The organism is Psychrobacter sp. (assembly GCF_035469765.1).
In the GTDB taxonomy this organism is placed as follows: domain Bacteria; phylum Pseudomonadota; class Gammaproteobacteria; order Pseudomonadales; family Moraxellaceae; genus Psychrobacter.
The window spans coordinates 1-15,935 of the sequence record NZ_DATIRM010000065.1 but is presented as its reverse complement, the minus strand read 5'-3'; the positions used below and the strand labels follow the sequence as shown (position 1 = coordinate 15,935).

Here is a 15,935-nt window from a genome sequence, read left to right as displayed (position 1 = left end):
GTATCACTTTTGATAGACTATTGTTTATAGTAGAATGTATCATAAGTAAGACTAACAGTATTAAGTATTTTTCTAGTTTAAGGAAAGAGATGTCCCTAAAATCCAGCTTCAAAGGTTTCCTAGGTGAAACCGTCATCAATGTAGCCATGTGGCTAAAGCTTGAAAAAAACGTCTATCACCGATTAAACGGTATTACCTTGCCAAGAGACAAAGGTGGTAGTACCCAAATCGATCATATCATCGTCTCCGTATACGGCATCTTTGTCATCGAAACCAAAAACTATAAAGGCTGGATATATGGTAGCGAAAAGCAAAGACAGTGGACACAAGCTTTCCCAAATGGGAGTAAGTACAAATTTCAGAACCCATTACATCAGAATTATCTGCATATTAAGACGCTCGCAGATTTATTAGAATTGGAGCCCCACTATTTTCATTCGATGATTGCTTTCATCGGTGAGTGTGAGCTGAAAACCCGTGATGAGTTGCCTGAGCACGTATTGACGAATGGCATGGTGTCTTATGTGAAGAAGAAGCAGGATAAGATACTCACCGAAGACGAGGTCACATCCATCGTTGAGCAGATTGAAAGCAATAGATTTAGCAAGTCTTGGCGAACCAATAGAGAGCACAAAGCCTACCTAAAGGATAAGCATATCAATCCAAGCAAGTCGTCTAGCAATAACTCTAATGGTAAGTCAGTTGCTACAACTACTGATAATTCTACATCTGAGCCGATAGTAAAAGAAACCGCTAAAAGAACTATCCTGAAAAGCAGAGAGGTGCTGCGATGGTCTGGTCAGACTGAAATTGAATCTAGCGATTTACCAATTGATAGTATGAGTGTTCAGCCGGCAATTACACCGCATGATATTGCTGATAAGGTTTTTCTCACGCCGTTTGAGGTTATAGAGTCTAAGCTATTGCGCAACGACCTTAAAACAACTGAGCGTGAGACTATAAAGTCTGATGCAACCAATCTTAAAGCTGTTGAGCAAACCATTCAGACTAATATTGCAGAACAAATACCTACCTGTCCGAGATGTCAGGGAGAAATGGTCAAACGTGTTGCCAAAAAAGGCCAGCACCAAGGGCAGACCTTTTTTGGTTGTAGTCAATTTCCAAAATGTCGCGGAGTAGTCAATACAAATTGAGCCCAAAACAAATTTTGATTTTGGACTCAATTAATCATCTTAAAGTAGGTTAAGCAAGGACTGGCTCATCCAGCACATGATTTGCCTTGATAAGGTCTGCTATTTTTTCAGCAATCATAATTGTCGGTGCATTGGTATTACCGCTGATTAAGGTTGGCATGACTGAAGCATCTATCACCCGTAATCCGTTAACGCCCCGTACTTTTAATTCCAAATCGACGACTGAATTGCTATCTGAGCCCATACGGCAAGTACCTACAGGATGGTAAATGGTATCTGACTTGTTGCGGATAAAGCCAAGCATACCGTCTTTTTCGATATAGGGAGCAGGATAGTCCTCAGTGATGTATTCAGCCATTGGCGATTCTTGCATAATGGCTCGCGTACGTTCAGCACCTGCTACCATATACTCTACATCTTTTGGATGTGAGAGGTAATTTGGATCAATCAATACCGCGTCAGAGGGGTTGGATGAATCAAGTCGGACTGTACCTCGACTTTCAGGGCGCAGATAGCAGCTATGACAAGAGACGGCAAAACCACGTCTGAGATCACGTCCGTGCTCAATCACGCGAGATATGACAAAATGCAGCTGGGTATTTGGCCATTCTTTTGGGTCGTCACCGACACTAAAGAACGCGCCCGCTTCTGCATAATTGGTAGATAACAGACCTGTACCATCTTTTCTCCATTGCCGAATACTTTTGGTCAAGGTTGAAATAGTCGCCATGCCAAGACCGATGACATCGGTAGTATTGACCTCGTAATCAAAGACGACATCTAAATGATCTTGTAAGTTACCACCAACTTCAGGCGCATCTACCACCACATCGATGCCGTGAGACTGCAAATGCTCGGCAGGACCAATACCGGATAACATTAATACTTTGGGTGAGCCAAAAGTACCGCCTGATAATATCACTTCATGGCGCGCCATAATGGTATGTTCAACGCCATCCTTTTCATAGACCACACCAGTCGCTTGCTTGTCTTCAAATATGACACGATTGGCTTGTGCGTGGGTGATGACCGTCAGATTTGGTCGGCTTTGTACAGGATGCAGATAAGCTGCCGCAGCAGAGCAGCGTTGACCTTGTTTTTCGCCATGAAAATGCGTGACTTGATACAGTCCTGCACCGTCTTGCTTTTTGCCATTAAAATCTTCGTTAGGATCTAAACCATTGGCAATCGCAGCTTCTACAAAGGCTTTTGAGATATCACGTGGACTGAGGAGATCACTGACGTGCAGCGGTCCGCTATCACCATGCAGCTCGTCGCTACCATGAATATTGTTTTCTGATTTGATAAAGTAGGGAAGCACGTCGTTAAATCCCCAGCCAGCACATCCTTGCTCAACCCAGCGCTCATAATCAAGTGCACTGCCACGGGTATAAATCATCGCATTAATAGCCGATGAGCCACCCAAACATTGACCGCGTGGTTGAAAGCCGCGACGATTATTAAGATGCGTTTGCGGGGTAGTATGAAAGCACCAGTTGTTTAATTTTAGTGGCTTGCCCGGAACCATCAAAATCAGTCCGGCAGGGACGCGAACGGCAAGATCTTTGCCTTCACCACCATATTCTAATAAACAGACACTTATGTCTGGGTTTTCTGTTAGCCGGCTGGCAAGCACGCAGCCAGCCGAACCGCCACCAACGATGACGTAATCAAAGTTTCCATCAAGTTCCATTTTATATTCCTTGTAGCATCCATGCTCATTAAAACGTATTTATTGAAATAGGTTATGCTTTAGAGTATCTATTATTTTACTGTAATAATGAAGTAAAAATGACTACAGGGTGTTAGGTTGTTATAAAATCACATATAAATCTAATGCTTATAAAGTAAAAAAATGGTGATATAGCAAGTTTTATCTCTGATTGTGCGTTAGCCAAAGGTTAGACCGCACAGACTTCTGAGCGTACGATAAAGCGTTTACCTTCGGGTATCTCAAGTGAGAAGCTGGCACCGCGCCCATCGACTACATCAATGGTCAAATCAGTATGCTGCCATAATGTATGTTGCGCTTTACCCATATAAAATGGACAGCCAACCAGCTCACCGATGAGCACATCTTGTCCGCCCACTTTAAACTCACCCAATGGATAACACATGGGAGAGCTACCATCGCAGCAGCCACCTGATAGATGAAACATCAGCTCACCATGTTTAGATTTTAGTAGCTCAATTAATGCTCTACAGGATTCTGTCGCCGTGACGTTCATAATAATTTCCTTATCATTAAAATATAGTTGTAGAAGATTTTTCACTTAAAGTAATTAGCATAGTTTACGATTATACTAATTGAGAATAGAAAAAGCCGTATCATGTTCATCCACATCATTTATAGCATGTGAGTGAAAACGATACGACTTATGGTTTGTACTTAAATGGTCTAAGACATGTTGCCTTAAGACAAGGTCACAATAAACAACTACATGCTATAGTCAATCACGATGCGACCTTCAATTTTACCATTACGCATACGCTCAAAAATATCATTGATATTCTCAAGTGGTTCAGCGGCAACTGTTGCTTTTACTTTGCCTGCTGCTGCCATCTCTAGTGACTCTTGCAAGTCGAGACGAGTACCAACAATTGAGCCACGAATCGTAATACCGTTCAAAACAGTATCAAAGATGGATACTGGGAAATCACCAGTCGGCAGACCATTACAGACCAAAGTACCACCGCGTCGTAACATGCTTAACGCCTGATCAAAGGCTTTAGAAGATACCGCTGTCACGAGCGCACCATGAGCCCCACCGATCTCTTTTTGTAAATACTCACCAGGATTGGTATTTTTTGCATTGACCGTGACTTTAGCGCCCAACCTCTTGGCAAACGCAAGCTTTTCATCATCAATATCAACAGCAGCTACGTTGAGTCCCATGGCAATGGCATACTGAACAGCCATATGACCCAGTCCGCCGATACCTGAAATGACAACCCAATCACCTGGCTTGGTATCGGTCATTTTCAGCCCTTTATAGACAGTGACTCCAGCACACAATACTGGTGCAATCTCAATAGAATCAACACTTTCAGGGATAATGCCGACATAATTGGCATCCGCGAGGACATATTCGGCAAAACTGCCATTCACTGAATAGCCAGAGTTTTCTTGACTCAGGCATAAGGTTTCCCAGCCACCCAAGCAGTGGGTACAGTGTCCACAGGCGGAGTAGAGCCAAGGCACACCGACTCGGTCGCCTTCTTTGACGTGATGGACGTTTTCGCCGATAGCGGTGATAAGACCAACGCCTTCATGTCCTGGGATAAACGGTGGGCTAGGTTTTACAGGCCAATCGCCTTCAACAGCATGTAAATCAGTATGACAGACACCTGATGCCTGCATTTTAACCACAATCTGACCTGGACCTGGAGTTGGAATATCTACTTCTTCAATCTGTAAGGGTTGTCCGAATTCATGCAGTACGGCCGCTTTCATTTTATTACTCACGTTGTAACTCCTTGTCATCGTTCTTTACATTAAGATGCTCGGCGAGCATCGAGGTCGCACTTTACGGTTTTGCCATAAAGTGCTTTGAAAAATAGACTTAAAAGAAGCCCATCGCTTTAGGACTGTATGACACCAGCATGTTTTTAGTCTGCTGATAATGATCAAGCATCATTAGATGGTTTTCGCGGCCAATACCAGACTGCTTATAACCGCCAAACGCTGAATGCGCAGGATATAAGTGATAGCAATTTGTCCAAACGCGACCGGCTTTAATGCCACGACCAAAACGATAAGCGCGAGTACCATTACGCGTCCAGACGCCAGCACCAAGACCGTATAAGGTATCATTGGCGAGTGCCATCGCTTCTTCATCGTCTTTAAAAGTGGTAACAGCCAGTACAGGACCAAAGATTTCTTCTTGGAACACGCGCATATCATTCGTGCCTTCAAAGATGGTTGGCTGTACATAATAACCGTTTGCCATATCGCCATCATGTTTGGCGATTTCACCTCCGACAAGGACCTTTGCGCCTTCTTTTTTACCAATATCAAGATAAGATAAGATTTTTTCTAACTGATCTGAGCTGGCTTGAGCACCGATCATGGTATCCGTATCGAGCGGGTTGCCCATTTTGATGGCTTTTACGCGGGCGATACAGCGCTTCATAAATTCATCATAGATGCTTTCGTGCACGAGGGCGCGTGATGGGCAAGTACAGACTTCGCCTTGGTTCAGCGCAAACATGACTAAGCCTTCAACCGCTTTATCTAAGAAGTCATCGTCTTCATCCATCACATCGGCAAAGAAGATGTTTGGACTTTTGCCACCAAGCTCTAGTGTTACTGGAATGATATTTTCACTGGCGTATTGCATAATTAAGCGACCAGTGGTGGTCTCACCAGTAAAGGAGACTTTATTAATACGTGGGTTAGAAGCGATTGGCTTGCCGGCCTCTACACCGAAGCCGTTAATGACGTTAAGTACGCCTTTCGGTAAAATGTCCGCAGCGCCTATTAAGTCAAGCATATACAAAATAGAAGCTGGAGTTTGCTCGGCAGGCTTGAGGACGATACAGTTACCCGCTGCAAGAGCAGGAGCAATTTTCCAGATCGCCATTAGAATAGGGAAGTTCCAAGGAATGATTTGACCGACGACGCCAAGTGGCTCATGAAAATGATAGGCGACCGTGTCTTCATCAATTTGGCTAATGCCGCCTTCTTGTGCGCGGATTACGCCAGCAAAGTAACGTAAATGGTCAATGGCGATTGGAATATCAGCGGCTAAGGTTTCACGTACGGGTTTACCATTTTCATAGCTTTCGGCGATAGCGATATTTTCAAGGTTGGCTTCGATACCGTCGGCAAGTTTGAGCAACATATTAGAGCGTTCAGTGACACTGGTTTTGCCCCATGCGTCTTTGGCAGCATGAGCGGCATCTAGCGCAGCTTCGACATCTGCTTCTTTAGAACGTGCGATCTGACAGAAGGTTTTACCATCGATTGGACTTGAGTTGTCGAAGTATTCGCCATCGATTGGTGCGACCCACTCACCATTGATAAAGTTATCATATTTTTTGCGGAATTGGACGGGACTGTTTTCAGTATTTGGATAGGCGTATAACATGAACGATTCCTTGTTGTGTATTATGGTTATATAGACAAACATACTTGACCATCCTGACCAAGCTATAACTCCATCGTACTGAGCTTTGGCGTCGAGCGATAATGACTTTTTATAATGATATACTTTGTATCACATAACTTTAAGTTATGTGAGGTAGGGTGGTTAAAGTGGTTCGCAAAATGGATGTAGCTGTTATAATTGAGCTCAAATACTTTTAGCATGTCGTGATTACCCCTTTAATCATGTAATCATAGCGGCTTTCTTTTCTTATACTCTTGGTTGGTTTGGATATATGCGTCAATCTTCTGCTCTTGATATCTTAAAAACAGGTCAAAATGTCTTTTTGACCGGCTCAGCAGGTTCAGGTAAGACTTATACACTTAACCAATATATTGACTATTTACGCGCGCGTCGGGTACCCGTTGCTGTGACCGCGAGCACAGGTATTGCCGCAACGCATATGAACGGCACAACGATTCATAGCTGGTCGGGCATTGGTATAAAGGATGAGCTGACAGATCGCGACTTGACCAGTTTATCACGTAAGCAGTTTTTGGCAGACCGGTTAAAAGATACTGCGGTATTGATTATCGACGAGATATCGATGCTGCATGCCAAGCAGATTAATTTGGTCAGCCAAGTACTTAAACATGTGCGAAAAAACGATAAGGCATTTGGTGGTATTCAAGTGGTCGTGGCAGGAGACTTTTTCCAGTTGCCGCCGATTGGCAGTAAAGGCGAGAGCAATCGTGAGAAGTTTGCCTTTATGTCTGAAGCATGGCTTGATGCCAAGTTCCATATTTGCTATTTATCTGAGCAACATAGACAGGTGAGTGAAGCGGCTAATGGCGGTCTTGATTTGGACGATATTCTCAATCAAATCCGTCGTCAAGAAGTAACCTTTGATGCGATTGCTGCTTTAGAAGCAACCTTTGATCAAAACGTCGATATTAAGCGTACACGCCTGTATACCCATAATCTCAATGTTAATAAAATCAATGACAAAGAGCTGGCTGACTTATCTGGCGAGATGATGCGCTTTGAAGCCACGTCTGTTGGCGATACTAAATTGGTTGAGACCCTAAAAAAGACAGTTCGCACTCAAGATGACTTGGTGTTGAAGGTTGGCGCTAAGGTGATGTTTATCAAAAACAATACTGAACTTGGTGTGTCCAACGGTACCATGGGTGAGCTTATTGGCTTCGCTGCTGTCAAAATTGATGATAGCAAGGACAATAGTGACAATTTAATTGAAGACGATGATAGCGATAAAGACAGTGATGTTGGTAACGATAAGCAGACTGCTAAAAGCGCAAAAGAAAAAGCCAAAAAAGATAAAGCAAAAACCAAAATGCCAACGACACAAAAAATGCCCGTAGTTAGGTTAAATACTGGGCGTGAGGTTATCGCTGAGCCAGAAGAGTGGATTATCGAGGACGAGACGGGCGATGTGCTTGCAAGCTATGAGCAAGTGCCATTATGTCTCGCATGGGCAATTACCATTCATAAGTCACAAGGTATGACACTCGAAGCTGCTGAGATTGATTTATCACGTACCTTTGAGCTTGGGCAAGGATATGTAGCGTTATCACGGCTAAAGTCACTGGCAGGCTTGCAGCTGCTCGGTATGAATGATATGAGTTTGCAGCTTGATCCGCTGGCACGCGGTGCAGATAAGCGCTTTTTAGTGCTGTCTGATGAGGCTGATGCCAATTATGCGATGCTTGATGAAGAGAGTATGACGCAGGCACATGAGAAATTTATTCTTAAATCAGGTGGCACTTTGAGTCAGTCAGTGATTGACGCCTATGCCAATCTACAAAAAAAACGCCGTGAACAAAATCAAGCACAAATAGACAAAAAGCAGAAACTTGGCAATCAAGTCTCTGATAAGTCTGACAGTACTTTGTTTGCCACGCGAATATTATTAGAAGAAAGCTTGTCAATCGCTGAGATATCGCAAGCGCGCCAGTTGTCACAAGCGACTATCATGCGCCATATTGGCGAGCTAAAATCTCAAGATCCAAGCCTTGCTTGCGATCATTTGCGACCAGAAGATCAAGTCATGACGGCAGTAGGCAATGCTTATGTAGCTATTAAAGTTGCGAATAATCCAAATGACTTTAATGATGATGGTAGTATTAAGCTGCGCCCGATATTTGAGCATTTAAAGCAAAGCATCGATTACAATAATATTCGCTTGGCATTGATTTTTATCACCCCCTAGTGAATATCGAATTGCTTAGATTGTTTTAACAGCTATTTGTTTACCACCTTGATATAGTCAGCCCTAAATCAAAGAAATATAAATATTATAAAGTACCACTGGTATTCATTTTTCTTGCTTGCTAAGCCTACGAAGACAGAGGTGACGAATAATTAATCCCAGTAGTACCGTACTCTTTTAAAAGTAGATCAACGATAGTTTGTCTTGGTTGCGCTCAATTCTCTTTCATACCCCTTTATAGCGATTATTTGTTATGCCTGACTTTTCTAGTGCAACGTACCGTTTGACGTCTGATCCTGCTGTAGCAGCGTTTCATGCGACCAGTGAGCAGACTCAGCCTTTGAGAGTGGCTATCAATGGTTTTGGTCGTATTGGACGTAATGTATTGCGTGCGCTACTAGAGCGCTTTGAGGTGCTAGGGCGCGCTATTCATGTGGTGGCGATTAATGATTTGGCACCCGCTGAAACCTTATTGCATTTACTTAGGTTTGATAGTACGCATGGGCGTTTGAGCCAACTGGGCGTGACAGCTGATATTGTGCAAGATGGCTTCACCGATCATCAGAAAAAGCCTTGTGAGACAGCAGCAAACGATATTCAGCTGTGCTTGACCAAAAACAATCTTACTTACTGCATCCGTTTATTATCAAGAGAGAACCCAGAAACACTGCCATGGAAAGATTTACAGGTCGATGTGGTGCTTGAGTGTACTGGACACTATCGTTCATACGAGCAGGCAAGCTTGCACATAGGGGCGGGCGCTAAACAAGTGATTATCGGCGCGGCACCCTTTGACCATGTCGATGCTTGTATCGTTATGGGTGTCAATAGCGATACGTTGAAGCGTGATTTGCCCATTATCTCTAGCGTCTCTTGTACCACTCAAGCGCTCGTACCGCTTATTGATACCCTTGATCGTGCATTTGGTGTTGAATCGGCTATGATGACTGAGATTCATGCAGTAACAGCGGATCAAACCGTACTCGACCAAGCACACCGTGACCTAAGACGCGCGCGTGCGTCTGGCTATAATATCATTCCAACGACTTCAAGTAGTATTGCTGCTACAGAGCGCGTGTTACCGAATATGGTAGGTAAGATAAATGGTCATTCTATTCGCGTACCAACGATTGATGTTGCTGCGATTGATGTGACGTTTGTATTTGAAACGCCAAACGTCAGTATTGAAGCGATACGTGAAGTGTTAAAATCAGCCAGTCAGGCACATTTAACGACGATCATGGACTATACAGAGGAGCCACTGGTCTCCAGTGACTTTATTCATCAGACTGAATCACTGATTATCGATGGGCAGCAACTGATGCAAGTGGGCAATCAATATAAGGTTTTTGCTTGGTACGACAATGAATGGGGCTATGCTAATCGCATGCTAGATATGTGCTTGCATCTTGCTTCAAGTAAGCTTTAGACTAGCGATTATAAGCAGTTAAGAAATTAATTTAATTTTTTTGAGATAACTGCTTGCATTATCATTTCAGATCGCTATAATGATGCACAAATGGAGACGTGGCAGAGCGGTTGAATGCACCGGTCTTGAAAACCGACAAGGGTTAATAGCCCTTCGAGAGTTCGAATCTCTCCGTCTCCGCCAAATTCGAAAAGCCCCAGTCAGTAATAATTGGGGCTTTTTTTATGTGAGGTTTCTACAGGCCTTATAACTTTTGTCTTATTTCTCTAGTAACTCGTCAAATTCGATTTCTTGTCCATCTGATAAAATTATTTTACCCTCAGTAATTTCAATGCTTACCCTTGTATTATTTTTGATAGCACGCATGACATTGATATCTTCAATACTGCTCTCAATGATTATCTTGCCAGATTGTTCTGTAGCGATAGGTGGCTCAAACTGGGTCAGTGGTACATTGAAACGTTTATTTTTGTTCAAACGTTTTTCCTTCATGGTCAGTGTGCCTTTAAAGCTCTCGATGGCGACTTTGCCATGATTTGACAGCATAAACTGTAGCTTGACTTGGTTTAAGCTATCACTATCACTGGTTTTGACCGGTAATAAGGCAACCGGATAATTGAGGTGGTTGACAGTTTCTATCTGTTGGCTGGTCACAATCGGGCTTTTCTTGCCGGTTGGGTTATTAGGGTGCAAGCGCTCATATTCGCGCTGCTGGATTAAGGCTTGCTTGATGGTAATGCGTGGCATAGCGCCTGAGTCATAAGCACTACTGAGCTTCATACGCAGCATATAACGGCTGAGAAGCTTTCTATCTGCTTCAGGTAGACGCTCAAAGGTATCGCCCAATGTCTTTTGCCATTGATCAGAGTTGGTCGGTATGGCTTGCTTACTAGGATCCATTTGCGGCTGCGAGCAACCATAGAGGACAGGGAGCAGCCCCAAGCTCACAGTCAATAACATAACTTTGTTTAAACGTTTAGATAAACCCATCATCTGATACCTCCGTATTATCAACAATGGCTTTTATCTTAATCTATCGGGTCTAAAGGTTGTGTATGTTTATTTATCGCTAAATGAAGGTGAGGGCAATATTGTCAATCGCAAAAAAAGACCAAGCACCGTTAGGTTAACTCAGTCTTTATTAATGCTTCGAATATTAAATGCTTAAACCATTAAATACTAGAACGCTACTTCTACTTATCTTTTTGAAGCTCAGACAATGAATGAGTGATGTTGTTATTATGAGTCACCACAATCGCCTCATCAATAATGCGTTGGCTCACACCTTTTTTGCGTAACGTCTCAATAAAAACCTCATCATGGGCAAGCGTATAGTCTTGGTGGTCACGATCAAGACCTTGACGAATATATAGGCGAATCAAGCCTTGAATACGCTTAAAACCGAGCTCTGATGCGGTCGCCGTCAAAAGCTCAATCATCTCTTCAGAGAGGCGGATACTGATAGGGCGCATAATTTTTTGCGGATGATCAGAAAACTTATTTTTTATACGTATAGGTATCATAATAAACCATTACTATTAGTGAGTAGGGATAAAGCACTCAGGCAAAGCCGACTTAACTACGGCTACCTTTACCATACAACAAAAGTCGCTAAAAGAACACCAGCACAGTATTAATAGCCGCATTAATACTGTGCTGAACGTCAACCATAAAAAAACCTTCATCAAATGAATGATGAAGGTCTCTTCGTATATGGCTCTCCAACCTGGGCTCGAACCAGGGACACACGGATTAACAGTCCGTTGCTCTACCAACTGAGCTATTGGAGAATAATTGGTAATAACGTTAGGTTTTGCAAAGGCTGTAATAAGCCCAATTGCTTGTCTTGTTTGCGTTATGTGGGGCACATTTTAGCCAAGTAGCCGTGGGCTGTCAACCTTATTATGAGATTAATTATGAATATTGTCATAATCGATGCAAATATCGACCATAGCACCATTATTTCGTCTACTTTAATAACAGCTAGCATGACTCAATTATAGAATAAGCACGGTATGCCAGAGCAAAAAAGTCTTTTTGCTCTATAATGATTAAAGAAAAATACAAAGCACCAAAGACAAAGGATAAAAGTAGTGACCACCTTAAAGTATATTGCTCATTATTCTGAGCATATCCAAAGCCAAGCTGCCATGCTGATTAGTAGTGGCAGATTGGGCGATTATTTGGATAAGAGTTATCCTGAGAGACACCAAATACAAAGCGATAAAGCGTTATATCACTATATTAATGACATAAAAAATCAGTATATGCGTAAAAGCAATCCTCTGACCCAAGTGACTTATAACAGTAAGCTGACCGTACTAAAACATGCGTTGGGGATTCATACTTATCAATCACGTGTGCAAGGCAGTAAGCTTAAATCGCACAATAGCATCACGGTGGCAAGCTTATTTAAAGAGGCGCCGCCTGAGTTTTTACGAATGATTGTTGTCCATGAATTGGCACACTTTAAAGAACAAGAGCATAACAAAGCATTTTATCAGCTGTGCTGTCATATGGAGCCTGATTATCATCAATTAGAGCTCGATACACGTTTGTGGTTGCATTGGCGCGAAGGCTAATCTAGCGTGGTTGGTATAATAAGATAGATGGATGAGTGGGATAAGCTATGAGGGCGTCAAAGCAGCAAGGGGTTTTTGATAACAAGAAAATATGGCTGATTCCTTTGCTTTGTTTATTGGCTGGCGGCGCTTTAATCGGTATTTCTACCAATTTGGCAAAATACGCAGGTGAAATTGGTCTGACGCCATTAGCATTTCTGTTTTGGTCTATTACAGGCGCGGCAGTTATTTTATTTCTCTATGCATTACTACGTCGTGAGCTACCGCCGTTAAACAAACCCATCCTCAGATATTATTCAATTGCTGCGTTAGTCAGTATTGCAGGCTCTAATTTAATATTTTTCTCAGCGATTCCCCATGTTGGCGCAAGTTTTGTCGCTTTGATTATCTCCTTGCCGCCGCTCCTTACTTACCTTGCTGCGATAATCTTGCGTATAGAACCATTTACCACACTGCGCGCAGTGGGCGTGGTCACAGCACTCGCTGGAGTTGGGATATTGGCAGCGCGTAAGTTTTCTGCGCCAGATGCCAGTATTTTTTGGATTGTTTTGACGCTTTGTGGACCTGTTTTACTGGCCATTGGCAATATTTATCGCACGCTATATTGGCCAGACAATCTCTCTGCCAGTGCATTGGCTCCCGGTATGCTGATTGCTGCTTCAGGACTGCTTGCTCTAGTTGGCATTGTTCCTCATTATTCACTTGCCATACCCATGACCGCGCATTTACCGCTGGCTTTGATTGTCGTGCAGGCATTCGTTTTTGCCGGTCAATTTCTATTGCTATTCTTACTACAAAAAACAGGTGGACCTGTATTACTGAGTTTATTAGGTGCAGTAGGAGCAGTGGTGGGTGTGCCGATAGCAATTTTTTTACAAGGTGAAAGCCCTCCTGAGGGATTGTTCGTGGGGGCTTCATTGATAGCGCTTGGGGTAATATTGGTCACCTATGGCGGGGTAAAGATGGTCAGAGCAGATATAGGGTAAATGAAGGGGATTATAGTATGTTGATCGAGTGAGCTATGCTGAAGGTGTAGTATGGGATTCAATTGATGATTATCATCAGGCTACGCAACTAAAATCTCCCAAGTTTAGTTGTACGGTTTTGACGGCAGGGGTTATTATAGTTTTAATAAAAATATTCTATATAAGCATAAACTAGATGATACCTATATGTATCCCATCTCACTTTAATTTATAATATGTATTTTGAAGAATATTAGAAATAATGAAATATAGTTTGCTGTATCATATAGTAATCTGGACTAAGCATTGAGTTCGATGTCTATATGCAATATGAGGATATTTTATGTTTGATAAATATATTCGCAGCGAATACAGAAATGATATTCAAGGCTTAAGAGCTATAGGCGCCTTGATTATTATGGTATTTCACATATGGTTTAATAAAGTGTCAGGCGGAGTTGATGTTTTCTTTGTCATTTCCGGATTTTTAATGACTTCGATTATCCTAAAAGACTTTTTTTCGAAAAATGTCATAAGCCCTTTTACTTTTTGGGGAGGAATAATCAAGCGTGTAGCACCATCAGCTTACGTTGTCCTTGGAGCAACACTAATTGCAAGTTATTTTATAACATCTCCCGTTTTGATAGCAGGGGTGGTCAAAGAAATTATTGCCAGTGCATTGCATATTGAAAACCTACAGTTAATGAGACATTCTGTAGATTATTTAGCTTCTGATCGTCCATCTAGTCCCGTCCAACAGTTTTGGGCACTTTCAATCCAGATTCAATTTTATGTAATACTGCCTCTTATCCTTATCCCTTTAGCATATATATCTAAGAGAAAAAGCTCTTCAGTCCCTCTTTTCGTAGGTGTTACCCTAATTATATTTGCATCTTTTGCATATGCCGTCATTTCAGTAAAAAACAATCCTGCAATGAGTTACTTCAATCCGCTATCAAGAGTATGGGAGTTTTTCTTTGGGGTTCTAGCCTTTCTTTTAGTGTCTAATATTAAAAAAATAAAATATAGAAATATATTAGGTCTAGCAGGGATTTGTTTAATCATTGGAGGAGCAATATTTATACCTAGAGGTGCTGGTTTTCCAGGTTTTGTTTCATTAATCCCTGTCATTGGTGCTATCTCTATTGTCATCTCAGGCTCTAATGGTTATGAAGGATTAGCAAATAAATTCTTAGCAAATAGATTATTGGTTTTCTTAGGAGGGATATCTTTTACTATATACCTTTGGCACTGGCCTATATTGATATTTTATAAAGAATATTTTGGCTATGCTACTATTAGTCTTATTCAAGGTTTAGGTATTATGCTTGTTTCTATAATTTTGGCTTATTTTTCAAGCCAAAAAGTAGAATCTCCTTTTAAAAGAATGCCCAAAGAGAGAGTTGCTTTGAACTTCTTGGTTGGGATATTATTTTTCATACCTATTACCGTATCAGCTTTTATTTTTAACTATAAACTAACATCCACTATTGAAAAATTAGTGATGGATTTTGAGAGCAAGGTAATTGAACCATTCTCTGGAGATGAAATTTACTTAGAAAAAGAAGTTGCGAAATTTGATCGTGAAATGTTTCTTTCAGTAAAAGATATAATACCTGCATCTTATACTACTGGATGCAACCAAGAGGGCCAAGGAGTAGAGGTCAAAACATGTAGTTTTGGGGACTTAACTTCTAATAGAGAGATAGTGTTAGTTGGAAGTTCTCATGCGACACAGTGGCTTCCAGCACTAGATGTGATTGGTTTAAAATACCATTATAAAATAACGAATATGACTAAAAGCGACTGCGCTTTAGGAGCATTTGAGACATCTGATGAGTCTTGCAATGAGTGGAATAAAAGAGCGATTGATAAAATTATAAGTATGAAGCCATATGCTGTAATCACGAACTCTACGAAAACAAGTGCTAATGAAAAAGAATTCATACCTCAGTCGGCGATAAAAAGCTGGGATAAACTAGCCTCCAATAGAATACATATCATTGGTATAAGAGATAATCCACGATTTATTTTTGATATTCCAGAATGTATATATAACAATAGAGACTCAAAAAACCCAATTGTTTGTTCAATGGATAGAAAAGATGCTTTGCTAAATATCGATCCGACAATCTCTTATAGTAATATAATAAAAGAAATTGATATGTCAGACATGTTTTGTACTGATCAAAAATGTTTAGCTACTTTTTCTGGAAAATTAATTTATCGTGATAGTAACCATATAAGTGTGGAATATACTTATTTCATCAGTGAAATCTTGCATAAGAAGCTAGAGACAGCGCTATCTGAATTTTCTTAGGTTAATCTAATAAATCTAAAGTATAAATTGTATAGGAATCTTGAGAAGTTAAGAGTGAACTGCCCTGATATTATTGGGCAGTTCAGACTCTCAACTAATAATCCACCAATGCTTGAAATGCAAAGGCTTCGAGTGAAGGTTGTGCGGATTTTTCCTTGTATAGTCGAT

At 41.5% G+C, this 15,935-nt stretch carries 12 protein-coding genes and 2 tRNA genes; 7 read left to right on the top strand and 7 right to left on the bottom strand.

From position 1 onward, the window contains the following. Positions 1-89: 89 nt before the first annotated feature. Complete coding sequence (locus VLN09_RS01850) at positions 90-1,154, top strand: NERD domain-containing protein (RefSeq protein ID WP_325243514.1); 1,065 nt, start codon at positions 90-92, stop codon at positions 1,152-1,154. A 49-nt stretch (positions 1,155-1,203) separates the two neighbouring features. Here the strand turns inward: VLN09_RS01850 and VLN09_RS01845 are convergent, their stop codons facing one another. From VLN09_RS01845 to VLN09_RS01830, 4 genes are all read right to left on the bottom strand, one after another. Beyond that, positions 1,204-2,847 carry a GMC family oxidoreductase gene (locus VLN09_RS01845; RefSeq protein ID WP_325243512.1) on the bottom strand — a complete coding sequence of 548 codons (1,644 nt, stop codon included), beginning with the start codon at positions 2,845-2,847 and terminating at the stop codon, positions 1,204-1,206. Between the two features lie 208 nt (positions 2,848-3,055). Beyond that, positions 3,056-3,382, bottom strand: coding sequence for a DUF779 domain-containing protein (locus VLN09_RS01840; RefSeq protein WP_325243510.1), 327 nt, complete (start codon positions 3,380-3,382; stop codon positions 3,056-3,058). A gap of 209 nt (positions 3,383-3,591) precedes the next feature. Then, the gene (gene adhP / locus VLN09_RS01835) at positions 3,592-4,620 is read right to left on the bottom strand and encodes an alcohol dehydrogenase AdhP (protein ID WP_325243508.1); all 1,029 of its coding nucleotides are present in this window, start codon (positions 4,618-4,620) and stop codon (positions 3,592-3,594) included. Positions 4,621-4,717: 97 nt separating this feature from the next. Then, a complete protein-coding gene (locus VLN09_RS01830) occupies positions 4,718-6,244 on the bottom strand; it encodes an aldehyde dehydrogenase family protein (protein ID WP_325243506.1) in 1,527 nt (508 codons plus the stop codon). Between the two features lie 292 nt (positions 6,245-6,536). Between VLN09_RS01830 and VLN09_RS01825 the strand changes: the two genes are divergently transcribed. From VLN09_RS01825 to VLN09_RS01815, 3 genes are all read left to right on the top strand, one after another. Further along, positions 6,537-8,471, top strand: coding sequence for an AAA family ATPase (locus VLN09_RS01825; RefSeq protein WP_325243504.1), 1,935 nt, complete (start codon positions 6,537-6,539; stop codon positions 8,469-8,471). Between the two features lie 253 nt (positions 8,472-8,724). Beyond that, on the top strand, positions 8,725-9,900 hold the full coding sequence (locus VLN09_RS01820; RefSeq protein WP_325243502.1) for a type I glyceraldehyde-3-phosphate dehydrogenase: 1,176 nt from the start codon (positions 8,725-8,727) through the stop codon (positions 9,898-9,900). Between the two features lie 92 nt (positions 9,901-9,992). Beyond that, a tRNA-Ser gene (locus tag VLN09_RS01815) sits at positions 9,993-10,083 on the top strand. Positions 10,084-10,158: 75 nt separating this feature from the next. Here the strand turns inward: VLN09_RS01815 and VLN09_RS01810 are convergent. The 3 genes from VLN09_RS01810 to VLN09_RS01800 form a co-directional block, all read right to left on the bottom strand. Then, positions 10,159-10,893, bottom strand: a complete 735-nt coding sequence (locus VLN09_RS01810; RefSeq protein ID WP_325243500.1) for a hypothetical protein — start codon at positions 10,891-10,893, stop codon at positions 10,159-10,161. A 200-nt stretch (positions 10,894-11,093) separates the two neighbouring features. Further along, entirely contained in the window at positions 11,094-11,423 is a 330-nt protein-coding gene (locus tag VLN09_RS01805) for a CopG family transcriptional regulator (protein ID WP_325243498.1), read from the bottom strand. Between the two features lie 191 nt (positions 11,424-11,614). Then, a tRNA-Asn gene (locus VLN09_RS01800) sits at positions 11,615-11,690 on the bottom strand. 303 nt (positions 11,691-11,993) lie between these two features. Between VLN09_RS01800 and VLN09_RS01795 the strand changes: the two genes are divergently transcribed. The 3 genes from VLN09_RS01795 to VLN09_RS01785 all read left to right on the top strand — a co-directional run bounded on the left by VLN09_RS01795 (position 11,994) and on the right by VLN09_RS01785 (position 15,767). Then, complete coding sequence (locus tag VLN09_RS01795) at positions 11,994-12,482, top strand: M48 family metallopeptidase (RefSeq protein WP_325243496.1); 489 nt, start codon at positions 11,994-11,996, stop codon at positions 12,480-12,482. A gap of 47 nt (positions 12,483-12,529) precedes the next feature. After that, entirely contained in the window at positions 12,530-13,468 is a 939-nt protein-coding gene (locus VLN09_RS01790) for a DMT family transporter (RefSeq protein WP_325243494.1), read from the top strand. A 322-nt stretch (positions 13,469-13,790) separates the two neighbouring features. Continuing rightward, entirely contained in the window at positions 13,791-15,767 is a 1,977-nt protein-coding gene (locus VLN09_RS01785) for an acyltransferase family protein (protein ID WP_325243492.1), read from the top strand. Positions 15,768-15,935: the final 168 nt, after the last annotated feature.

Coding starts and splice junctions, on each gene's coding strand:
- VLN09_RS01850 (WP_325243514.1), top strand. CDS start 90: ATGTCCCTAAAATCCAGCTTCAAAGGTTTCCTAGGTGAAACCGTCATC.
- VLN09_RS01845 (WP_325243512.1), bottom strand. CDS start 2,847: ATGGAACTTGATGGAAACTTTGATTACGTCATCGTTGGTGGCGGTTCG.
- VLN09_RS01830 (WP_325243506.1), bottom strand. CDS start 6,244: ATGTTATACGCCTATCCAAATACTGAAAACAGTCCCGTCCAATTCCGC.
- VLN09_RS01810 (WP_325243500.1), bottom strand. CDS start 10,893: ATGATGGGTTTATCTAAACGTTTAAACAAAGTTATGTTATTGACTGTG.
- VLN09_RS01840 (WP_325243510.1), bottom strand. CDS start 3,382: ATGAACGTCACGGCGACAGAATCCTGTAGAGCATTAATTGAGCTACTA.
- VLN09_RS01805 (WP_325243498.1), bottom strand. CDS start 11,423: ATGATACCTATACGTATAAAAAATAAGTTTTCTGATCATCCGCAAAAA.
- VLN09_RS01785 (WP_325243492.1), top strand. CDS start 13,791: ATGTTTGATAAATATATTCGCAGCGAATACAGAAATGATATTCAAGGC.
- VLN09_RS01825 (WP_325243504.1), top strand. CDS start 6,537: ATGCGTCAATCTTCTGCTCTTGATATCTTAAAAACAGGTCAAAATGTC.
- VLN09_RS01790 (WP_325243494.1), top strand. CDS start 12,530: ATGAGGGCGTCAAAGCAGCAAGGGGTTTTTGATAACAAGAAAATATGG.
- VLN09_RS01820 (WP_325243502.1), top strand. CDS start 8,725: ATGCCTGACTTTTCTAGTGCAACGTACCGTTTGACGTCTGATCCTGCT.